General features: G+C 68.2%; 8 protein-coding genes and 1 pseudogene. 5 read left to right on the top strand and 4 right to left on the bottom strand.

Annotated elements, in window-relative coordinates:
* Positions 1-202, top strand: a pseudogene (locus tag ACU5AP_RS15695) (ABC transporter ATP-binding protein); the annotation flags it as partial.
* A 22-nt stretch (positions 203-224) separates the two neighbouring features.
* Here the strand turns inward: ACU5AP_RS15695 and ACU5AP_RS15690 are convergent.
* Positions 225-1,361, bottom strand: coding sequence for a sensor histidine kinase (locus ACU5AP_RS15690; protein WP_446681489.1), 1,137 nt, complete (start codon positions 1,359-1,361; stop codon positions 225-227).
* On the bottom strand, positions 1,351-2,547 hold the full coding sequence (locus ACU5AP_RS15685; protein WP_198478718.1) for a sigma-54-dependent transcriptional regulator: 1,197 nt from the start codon (positions 2,545-2,547) through the stop codon (positions 1,351-1,353). Before ACU5AP_RS15685 ends, ACU5AP_RS15690 begins: the two co-directional genes overlap by 11 nt.
* A 156-nt stretch (positions 2,548-2,703) precedes the next feature.
* On the opposite strand from ACU5AP_RS15685, the gene ACU5AP_RS15680 reads away from it, so the two are divergent.
* Genes ACU5AP_RS15680 through ACU5AP_RS15670 form a run of 3 tightly spaced genes read left to right on the top strand, consistent with a single transcriptional unit; the run spans position 2,704 to position 7,126 of the window.
* Positions 2,704-4,017, top strand: coding sequence for an efflux RND transporter periplasmic adaptor subunit (locus ACU5AP_RS15680; RefSeq protein WP_223850776.1), 1,314 nt, complete (start codon positions 2,704-2,706; stop codon positions 4,015-4,017).
* Complete coding sequence (locus ACU5AP_RS15675; protein ID WP_088411339.1) at positions 4,014-4,694, top strand: ABC transporter ATP-binding protein; 681 nt, start codon at positions 4,014-4,016, stop codon at positions 4,692-4,694. Before ACU5AP_RS15680 ends, ACU5AP_RS15675 begins: the two co-directional genes overlap by 4 nt.
* 17 nt (positions 4,695-4,711) lie before the next feature.
* Positions 4,712-7,126 (top strand): ABC transporter permease, encoded by a 2,415-nt coding sequence (locus ACU5AP_RS15670; RefSeq protein WP_128719738.1) that lies wholly within the window; start codon positions 4,712-4,714, stop codon positions 7,124-7,126.
* 252 nt (positions 7,127-7,378) lie between these two features.
* On the opposite strand, the gene ACU5AP_RS15665 is transcribed toward ACU5AP_RS15670, so the two are convergent.
* Positions 7,379-8,518: an alkaline phosphatase gene (locus ACU5AP_RS15665; RefSeq protein WP_223850775.1), complete on the bottom strand. Its 1,140-nt coding sequence runs from the start codon at positions 8,516-8,518 to the stop codon at positions 7,379-7,381.
* 45 nt (positions 8,519-8,563) lie between these two features.
* Positions 8,564-9,397: a metallophosphoesterase family protein gene (locus tag ACU5AP_RS15660; RefSeq protein ID WP_446681488.1), complete on the bottom strand. Its 834-nt coding sequence runs from the start codon at positions 9,395-9,397 to the stop codon at positions 8,564-8,566.
* A gap of 354 nt (positions 9,398-9,751) precedes the next feature.
* Between ACU5AP_RS15660 and ACU5AP_RS15655 the strand changes: the two genes are divergently transcribed.
* Positions 9,752-9,947: hypothetical protein (locus ACU5AP_RS15655; protein ID WP_446681487.1), on the top strand; the 196-nt coding region annotated here is incomplete at its 3' end.

Below are 9,947 nucleotides of genomic sequence, written 5' to 3'. Positions count from 1 at the left end.
GGAACGGCTGCTGATCGGCCGCACCGCCATCGTCATCGCCCACCGGCTGTCGACCGTCCGGGCGCTGGACCGCATCCTGGTCTTCTCGGGCGGCGAGATCGTCGAAGACGGAACCCATGACGACCTGCTCCAGGCCGGCAACGGCCACTATCGGCGCCTGTTCGAACGGCAGTCAGGAAAGTCCCCCGAGATCATGGAGTAGCGCATGACGGCGAGGCGCACTGCTACGGCAGGCTCAGCCGGAACACGGTCGCCGGAGTCCGCTCAAGGGTCAGGGCGCCGCCGTGGGCGTGGGCGATCTGGCGGGCCAGGCTGAGGCCGATGCCCGAGCCGTTCGGCTTGGTGGTCACGAAGGGACGGAAGATGCGTTCGGCGTCGGCCGGCGATACGCCGGGGCCGTCGTCGGCGACCTCGATCACCAGCGTCTCGTCGGCCCGCTTGACCGATAGCCGAACCGCGCCGGAAGGCGCGCGGTCGACCTGCGTCGCCTCGGCGGCGTTCTGAAGCAGCGCCCACACAGCCTGATGCATCTGATCCCGGTCCAAGGCCCAGGACAGGTCTTCCTGCACATCCACATGCAGGGTCGCTGCCGGCCAGCGGCTGGCGAACAGGCGCGCCAGATCGTCCGCCATCTCGCGCACGGACACAGGCCGCCGGATCGGCTCCGGCAGGCGAGCCAGCGTGCGATAGGCCTCGGCGAACCGCTGCAGCCCGTCGGCGCGGCGCGCCAGGACGCCCAGGATTTCGCGCAACAAATCCGGGTCGTCGTGCGCCCCGTTCAGAACGTCGAGGGCGCTTTCCGAGAGTGAGGCGATCGGCGCCAGGCCGTTGAGCAGTTCATGGCCCAGCACCTCGACCAGTTCGGCCGTCACGCGGGCCTCGGCGACACGCTCTTCCTGCTCCACGTCGATCAGGGCCGCCAAGGACGAGCCGCCCCCGGACGCCAGTTCGACGCGATCCAGCCGCCAGCGTCGACCGGACTGGCGGAAATGGGCGACCTCGCGATCGAACAGGTCCGGCGGCGGCGGCAGGATGCGGTCTTCGGCGCTGAAAAGGTCGCGCGCTGCGCGGTTCAAGGCTCTGGCCGTCGTCCCCTCGACGCCGACCAGGGGCGTCGGCGCGGCGTCCAGCAACACCCGCAGCGCCATCGCCTCCCCCTCGTCGGGCGACGCCGCCGCGACAGACGCAAGTGGACGCCTGTCCCACATCCGCGCGTTCAGAACGCTGAGCCAGACCGCCGCAAGCGCCGCGCCGGTCAGCGCGCCCCACATGCCGGATCGCCAGGCCAGAACAGCCGCCACGCCGCTGGCCGTCAGGCCGAGCGCGCAGGCGAGCGCTGACGCCGCCCGCCTAGAGACCATGACGGGCCATGCGCCGATAGAGCGCCCCCCGGCTCAACCCCAGGGCCGCCGCAGTCTGAGAGACATTGTGCCGATGTTCACGCAACGCCGCGGCGATGATCGCCTTCTCGGCGTCGCCGAGATCAAAAGCGTTGTCGGCAGGCGTATCCAGCGCATCCGACACCGGCGACAGCGGAGCAACGACGGCCGCCGCCTCGATCTTTCCGTCCTCCGACAACAGCACCGCGCGCTCGACCGCCAGGGCCAGACCGCGCGCCTCGTCGGGCCACGCGGCCGCGCGAATCGCCGCCTCCGCCCCAGGGGTCAGTTGCGCAGCCGGGCGGCCGAACCGCTCGGACGCTTCACGCGCGAAGTGGCGGGCCAGGATGACGGCGTCGTCCTCGCGCTCCGCCAGGGAGGGCGTCGCCGTTTCGACCGTCGCCAGCCGCCGCCGCAAGGCCGCAGACAAGCCGGTCGTTCCTGAAAGCAGGCTGAAGCAGCGCAGCGTCGGGGGCAGTTGATCCAGCAGCCGCGATTGCGCCACGTCGTCCAGCGCCTCCGCATGACGCAGGATGACCGCCCCCTCTTCCGGATCGAAGCGCCAGGCGGCCGGATCGCGCAGGTCGATCTTGCGCAGCGGCTGATCGGCCAGAGGCGAGGCCGCGTGGATCGCCCTGGCCGTCAAGGTGCGGCCCGCTCCCGACGGTCCGACCACCGCGACGCTGGCCGACGTCGGGCCGATGCGGCGGATCAGATCGCGCAATCGCTGGACGGCGGCGCTGTCGCCCAGCAATCGCGCCGGAGCGGCCTCGCCCGCGACGGGCGGCGCCGACGGCGTTTCAATGGGCGCACGGCGGGCGATCGCAGCCTCGACCTTGGCGATCAGGTCGCGATTGCGCCAGGGCTTCATGACGAAGTCGCGCGCCCCCGCCTGCATGGCCGCCACGGCGATGCCGACGCCGCTGTGGGCAGTGATGACCACGACACAGGCCGTCGGATCATCCGCCATGATCCGCCGCAGACAGGCCAGTCCTTCTTCGCCGCTCGTTTCGCCGGGGCCGAAATTCATGTCCAGCAGCACGGCGTCGTATCGCGCGGAGGCCAGACGCGACAGCGCCTCCTGCGGTCCCGGCGCGAACTCCAGGCGATGGCCCGCCACCTGAAAAGCGATCTCCATCGCCCGGGCCACCACCGTATTGTCGTCCACCAGCAGAACCGAAGCGCCTCTTGACGTCCCCTCCGACTGTCCATCCCCGGACACTGTGACCGGACGCGGACGCGCGCTGCTCTCTCGATCTTCAAAAACAGCTTTGATCATAGGGACTTAGGTTTCTCCGCGGCGCCGGGCGAGACTGAAACCATAATGTCCGAACACGCAAAGCACGCAACCTCATCGACCGGCCCCGCGGGCGGCGCCGCCATGGACCGCCGCCTGGAGCGACAGCGCCCGCCGTGGTGGCGACGGCGCGCGGTCCTGGCCGTCGTCGCACTGGCCGTCGTCGGCGGCGCGGCCTGGCGTCTGCTGCCCTCGAGCGGCTCGACCAATATCGCCGCCGCCGATGTCGAGACGGGCGTGGTCCAGCGCGCCGCCTTCGACGACTACATCCCCGTCCGGGCCGTCGCGGCGCCGCGCGTCAGCACCCTGGTCGGCGCCCTGGCCGGCGGACAGGTCGAACGACTTCTGGTCGAGGACGGGGTGATGGTCGCCGAGGGCCAGCCCCTCGCCGTCCTGTCCAACCCCGAGCTGAAGCTGGAGGTTCTGACCCGCGAGGCCCAGATCGTCGGCCAGCTGGGCGACGCCTCGGCGCAGGATCTGGGCCTGCAGCGCAACCGCCTGGACCGCGAGGCCCAGATCGACCAGGCCAGCTATGACCTTCTGCGGGCGCGCCGCGAACATGACATCCGCCGCCAGCTGTACGAACGGGGCTTCCTGTCCGAGGCCGGCGTCCGCTCCTTCGCCGAAGAGGCCGGCTATCAGGAGAACCGGCTGAAGCAGCTTCAGGCCGGACAGGCGACGGAATCCCGCATCACCGCCGCCCAGGCGAACCGTTTGGCGGAGGTGCGCCAACGACTGGCGGGCAATCTGGAAGCGGTGCGCGCGGGGCTCGACGCCCTGGTGATCCGCGCCCCGACAGCCGGGCGGCTGACGAACTTCAACCTTCAGCCCGGCCAAGCTCTGAAGGCCGGCGACCCCGCTGGTCAGGTCGACAGCGAGGGCGCCTGGAAACTGGAAGCCGACGTCGACGAATACTACCTCGGCCGCATCACCACAGGTCAGAAGGCCCGAACGTCAGAGGGAGCGACGCTGACGGTCTCGCGGGTTCTGCCCGCCGTGTCCGAAGGCCGGTTCAAGGTCGAGCTGACCTTTGACGGGCGCACGCCGAACGGGCTGAATCGCGGCCAGACCCTGGACCTGCGCATCACCCTCGGCGCCGCACGTTCAGCCCTCGTCGCCCCGGTCGGCGGCTGGCTGGAAGGCGCAGGCGACGCGGCCAACGTCTTCGTGCTGGACAAGGACGGCGGACACGCCCGCCGTCGCCCCATCGAATTGGGCCGTCGCAATCCGACGCAGGTCGAAATCCTCTCCGGCCTGTCGCCCGGCGACCGTATCGTCACCTCCAACACCGCCTCCATCAGGGGCGACAAACTGAACATCCGTGGAAAGGGCCACCTGTGATCCGTCTCGAGAACATCCAGCGCCGCTACATCTCCGACGATGTCGAGACCACCGCGCTTCATGACATCGATCTCGAGGTCGCCCAGGGCGAATTCCTCGCCATCATGGGTCCGTCAGGGTGCGGCAAGTCCACCCTGCTGAACACCCTGGGCGCCGTCGACCGGCCCAGCGGCGGCCGCTATCTGTTCGGCGATCGCGACTTGGCGACCTTAAGTGAATCGGCCCTGGCCCGCTTCCGCGGCGAGACTCTGGGCTTCGTCTTTCAGAGCTTCAACCTGATCGACGAACTGACCATCGCCGAAAACATCGAACTGGGGCTGATCTACCGCAAGGACCGCCAGACCGATCGGCGCGCCCGCGTCGCCGCCGCCATGGACAAGGTCGGCATCGCCCACCGCGCCCAGCACTATCCGCATCAGCTGTCCGGCGGTCAGCAGCAGCGCGCGGCCATCGCCCGCGCCGTCGTCGGCGCCCCCAAGCTGATCCTGGCGGACGAGCCTACCGGCAACCTCGACACCCAGAACGGCCAGCAGGTCATGGACATCCTGAGCGGGCTGAACGCCGAAGGGGCCACCATCGTCATGGTCACCCACTCGCCCAGCCATGCAGACATGGCCAAGCGCCGCATCGACATGCTGGACGGCCGGATTGTCGCCTCCGCCTCGCGCGCCGCCTGAACTCGAGGGACACGTTGATGAACCGTTTCGCGCTTGTGTCGCTCTACCGCAGCCTGATCCGCCATCCGCTGTATACGGCGGTGAACGTCGGCGGGCTGGCGATGGGCATCGCCGTCTTCATCCTGCTCGGCCTCTATGTGCGGTTCGAGACCAGCTTCGAGACCTGGCTGCCCGAGCACCAGACCGTCTATCAGATCCAGAACGAGTGGAACCTGCCCGGCAGCCCGTTCAACGGCGTCATGCCGAACACGCCCAGCGGCCTGCTGGAGATGATTCAGGAGGACTTCCCCGAAGCGAAGGGAACGCGGATCCTGACCTCAGGCAAGATCATCCACAACGGCGTGGCGACATCCGAAAACCTCGCCCACGTCGACCCTGACTTCCTCGACCTCTTCCGTCTGGAGATGGTGCACGGCGACGCCCGCACGGCGCTGCGCGACCCGGCCAATCTGCTGCTCAGCGAGGCGGCGGCCAGGCGTTATTTCGGTTCTGCTGACCCGATCGGCCGCACCCTGGCCTTGTCCGATGGCGAAGACGCCCAGCCGCGCAAGGTCGTGGGCGTGTTCCGCGATCTGCCCGCCAACACCGAGCTCGACTTCACCGCCCTGACGCCGATGAAGGGCCCCGCGCCCGGCGACATGGCGATGTGGCGTAATCTCGGCGCCCTGACCCTCACGACCTATCTGCGCTTCGACACCCCGGCCCAGGCCCGCGCCTTTTCTCAGAAGCTGCCCGCCTTCGTCGAGCGCCATGGCGGCGACCTAGGAGAAAAGCCGTCCGACACGCTGCGCTATCTGCTGACGCCGATCGCAGACCTGCGCCTCGCCCCTGGCGGCAGGGCTTCGGACAGTCGGCGCCAGACCATCGCCATGCTGGGTCTCGTCGGCCTGCTGGCCCTGGTCATCGCCGTCGTCAACTATGTGAACCTGGCCGTGGCCCGCGCCGGGCTGCGTGCGCGTGAAGTGGCCATGCGCAAGGTGGTCGGCGCCTCGCGCGGGGCGCTGATCCGACAGTTCCTGGGCGAGGCGATGGTGCTGGTCGCATTGGCCGCCCTGGTCGGGCTGATCCTGGCCGAGCTGGGACTACCGCTGATCAACGCCGCCGCCGACCTGTCCCTGACCCTGCCCTATGGCGTGGTTCTGCCCGTTCTGGCGTTACTGGTCGTCGTCATCGGCGCCGTGGCGGGCTTCTATCCGGCCGTTCTGCTGTCGCGCTATCCGGCCGCCCTGGTGCTGGCCTCGGCCCGTTCGCCCGGGGGCGGACGCGCAGGGGCCCGCGTGCGCGAGGCCCTGGTCGTCCTGCAGTTCACCCTGGCCACCGGGTTCATCATCGCCGCCGGAGTGCTGTTCGCCCAGATGCAGCACGTCCGCAGCGCCGACCTGGGCTTCCAGCGCGAAGGCCTGCTGATCGTGCCCGCCATGACGGATTCCAGCCTGTCGGAAAGTCAGCGCCTGGCGCTTCTGGCCGCCTTCCGCGACATTCCGGGCGTCACCCATGTCACCACAGGCACCCTCGCCGCCGGCGGCTCCTACAGCCACTCCGCCGAGAACATTCAGCTTCCCGGCGTGCCTGGCGACGGCCCGAGTCTGCGCAAGATCGCCATCGGGCCGGATTTCTTCCAGACCTACGGCATGACGCCAGTCGCCGGCCGCGTGTTCGACCCGAACTATCGAAGCGATGACTCCACCGAGACCGAACGGGTCGGCGGCTTCAACATCGTCATCAACCGCAAGGCGGCCGAAACCCTCGGCTTCGCCTCGCCCCAAGACGCGATCGGCAAGACGGTCGGCGGCGGCCGTCCCCGCACCATCGTCGGCGTGGTCGAAAACGCCCGCTTCTTCTCGCCCCGCGCGACCATCGACCCGGCGGTCTATGTCTACAAGGCGCGCATTCCCGACTGGCCGATGGCGACCCTGCGTTACCAGGGCGATCCCCGTCAGGTGATGGAGCAGACGCGCGCCGTCTGGCGGAAAATGGCGCCCAGCACGCCCTTCGACGGCGCCCACGCCGACCGCCGCCTGATCGAACTTTACGCCGCCGACGACCGCGCCGCGCGCCTGTTCGGCATGGGCGCCGGGCTGGCCATCCTGATCGGCTGCGTCGGCCTGTGGGGCCTCGCCTCCTTCAGCACCCAGCAGCGGGTGAAGGAGATCGGCATCCGCAAGACGCTGGGCGCCTCGTCCTCGGACATCGTCAAGCTGTTGGTGGCCCAGTTCCTGCGACCGGTGCTGATCGCCAACCTGTTCGCCTGGCCGCTGGCCTTCTTCGCCGCGCGCACCTGGCTGGCGGGCTTCGACGACCGCATCGCCCTGTCGCCGGCCTACTTCATCGGCGCCAGCGTCGTGGCCGTGTTCATCGCCGTGCTGACCGTGCTCAGCCAATCGGTTCGAGCCAGCCGCGCGGCCCCGGCATGGGCCCTACGCCACGACTAGAACGCCCTGCGGCCCGCTCAGCGGCGAGGGCGCCCCCGAAGATCGACTTTCGCGTGACGCGCCACACCCAAGCTTCGGCTTGGCTCAAGCGCTCTGGCGTGAACAGCCCTCGTTCAGCATCCCATGAGTTGCTGACGGTCCTCTCATCCTGCGAACGGCTCTGAAACACGCTTCACAACGCTAGAGAAGCGCAGGCAAAGACAGTGGGTGTTCAGTCGCCCCCCGGCGCACTCCAGCCCCAAGCCTCCATCATCACATGGAAAAGGGGAAATAGCCGCGGACCTGATCCGCACCGGCGCCAATGGCTAGGGTCGGAACCTCTTCCGCCGTGTGAGTGCGATTGACCAGGACGTTCTTCAATCGGACGACCTTGTCATCGTCTCCGGCCGCCTTCCAGGCCTCATAGCCCTCCAGCACAGGCTCGCCGCGCCGTCCGCCATCGACCTGCAGACCGAAGGAGTGGTCGGCGGTGAACAACAGCAGGGTGTCATCAAGATCGACGCGCCCCTCGACCTCGGCGATCAGACGGTCGAAGTCCGCGATGTTCTGCAGCCCCTTGCGGACGTCATCCGTATGCGCGTCCCATTCGACCACCAGCAGATAGCCCTCGGGAGCGGCCTGGAGCAGATCCAGGGCCTTCAGGGTCGCGGCGCGCACGTCCAGCTGATCGGCGACGACCACCGGCCGGGAGTTGGTGTCAGGCGCCTCGTCCAGGCGGGCGTAGATCGGCCGGTCATGCGTCCGGCTCAAGGCGTCGAAGCTGGAGCCGTTGGCGGTCAGTTGCTCGCCGATCTTCTGACGACCGGCGCCGAACAGAACGTCCACGCCGTCGCCGAAACGCGGTGAGAAGGCCTGAGGGAAGATTTCGCCCCACTTGCCGCGATCATTCGAGTGGGCGTAGGTCGCCGCCGGCGTGGCGTCGGCGATCGACTGGCTGGAGATGACGCCGGTGCGCAGGCCGCGCTCCTCGGCGTATTCAAGCAGGGTTTTCGTGGGCGCCCCGTCCTGACGGCCGCGCACGGCGCCAGGGGCCTGGCTGATCACCCCGTTGCGCGTCTTCACGCCGGTCATGATCGCGGACATGCCATTGGCCGAGTCCGACACGAACTGATCCACTGGCGAGGTCTCGCTGAGACCCAGATGCGGCCATTGCTGGATGTGCAGCCTCATCGGCTCGCCGTGGGCCATCAGGCTGGCGGCGTTGAGCGAGGAGACGCCCGCCGCGTCGGCCAGAAAGAGGATGACGTTCTTCGCCCGCCCATGAGCGGCGGCGTTCTGAGAAGGCGTATGGCTCCGACCGGCATCCTGCGCCCATGTCGGAGCGCCGAAAGCGGCAGCGCCCAACGAGACCGAAAGTACGGAAACAAGCAGCCGACGCGCAAGGTTCGTCATGAAAAGATTCTGTCCTGAATGAGAAGAAGTCGAGGGCGACGGGCGCTACTTCTTGCTCCCCACGCCCGGCGCTCCGTCCGGCCCCGCGCCGCCATCGCAGAGCCGCAGCGGCGGCAGGGCTTCGGCTGGTTCGCGCAAGGTCTTGGTCCCGTCCGCCGCCCGGACGATGTCCGCCGCGTCATAGAGGACGCCTGACACCGTATAGGCGCGATAGCGCAGCCGCCCGGCCTCCACGTCGATGGTCTGATACATCTGGGTGTCGGCCGCCACGCGGTCAGGCTGGGTCAGGGCGCGGTTGTTCAGCCCATACATCTTGGGCCCGGCGACAGAGACGACGTAGACCGGCCCCTGGGCCGCGCCCTGCGCACGCCGGGCCTCGCCCGACGCCTTGCCCTCGCCATCGGTGATCCGGCTGTAGCAGTGATCGTGCCCCTGAAGGACCATGTCGACGCCCCGCGCGCGATAGATCGGCTCCCAGGCGGCCTTCAGGGCCTCGGTGTCGTTGGGGCGGGCGCAGGTGTAGATGGGCTGGTGCTGGACGACGATGTTCCAGCGGGCCGTGCTCGAAGCCAGGGTTTGATCCAGCCAGCGGGTCTGGGCGTCCAGCGCATCCAGACTGGTTCCCGCCGTGCCGTCCAGAACGATGAAACGCACGCCCTGATAGTCGGTATAATAGCTGGTCACGGCGACGTCTTCGTGCATGCCGTAAAGCCGTCTGCGCTTGATGGTCAGGAGAGCGCCCAGTTCGAGCGCCGCCGCCATCCGATTGAAATGCTCCAGAAACTGAGCCGCCTCGCCAGGCGCAAATCCGCAGGGCCCGCGCCACGCCACATGGAGGCTGACGCCCACGCCGATCAGGGTCAGTTCAACCAGTAACACGCGCTAGCCATCCAGCACGAAGCCCTGGCCGAACAGATCACCCCCGACGACAGCCGTGCCATCAACGTGCTGCCGTCGGCACCGCTACTGGCCGTGCCCGACCAGTCGGAAAGCCGCTTGTCGCCCGCCGGTCAAGCCTTTTTGCGGCCAGGCTGGGCGGGCGGATGTCGGCGGGACAGAATCAGCTTGGCCAACTTGCGTGGGAACTGGGCGGTAGCGACGGTATTTTGACAACGGCCTGGCGATCTCCGCTGAGCGTAGCACAGGGTGCGCGTCCGACTATAGTCCTCAACGCCGATGCCTGTCTCAGACAGTTCGACAGATAAGTTGAACAGGTTGTTGTCAGCGCCCCAGATGATGGCCATCGACATCACCCGCCATTGTGCGTCGACGCCCACCACAACAACCAGTGCGGATCAGTTCCAGAAAACAGGGCTGACCAAGGCTCGCTCGGTCATCCCTGTTCCTCCGCTTGACCAAGCTTACAGACCGTTCGGGCCACAAGAGTTCTTCAGGAACTCCTCGATCGACGTCAGGATCGCCTCGGTGT

Source organism: Brevundimonas sp. RM1 (assembly GCF_052907225.1).
This window is presented reverse-complemented; position numbering and strand designations above follow the sequence as displayed.

What these genes read in the sequence shown, in the direction of transcription:
- ACU5AP_RS15690 (WP_446681489.1), bottom strand. Translation starts at nt 1,361, where the DNA reads ATGGTCTCTAGGCGGGCGGCGTCAGCGCTCGCCTGCGCGCTCGGCCTG.
- ACU5AP_RS15680 (WP_223850776.1), top strand. Translation starts at nt 2,704, where the DNA reads ATGTCCGAACACGCAAAGCACGCAACCTCATCGACCGGCCCCGCGGGC.
- ACU5AP_RS15670 (WP_128719738.1), top strand. Translation starts at nt 4,712, where the DNA reads ATGAACCGTTTCGCGCTTGTGTCGCTCTACCGCAGCCTGATCCGCCAT.
- ACU5AP_RS15665 (WP_223850775.1), bottom strand. Translation starts at nt 8,518, where the DNA reads ATGACGAACCTTGCGCGTCGGCTGCTTGTTTCCGTACTTTCGGTCTCG.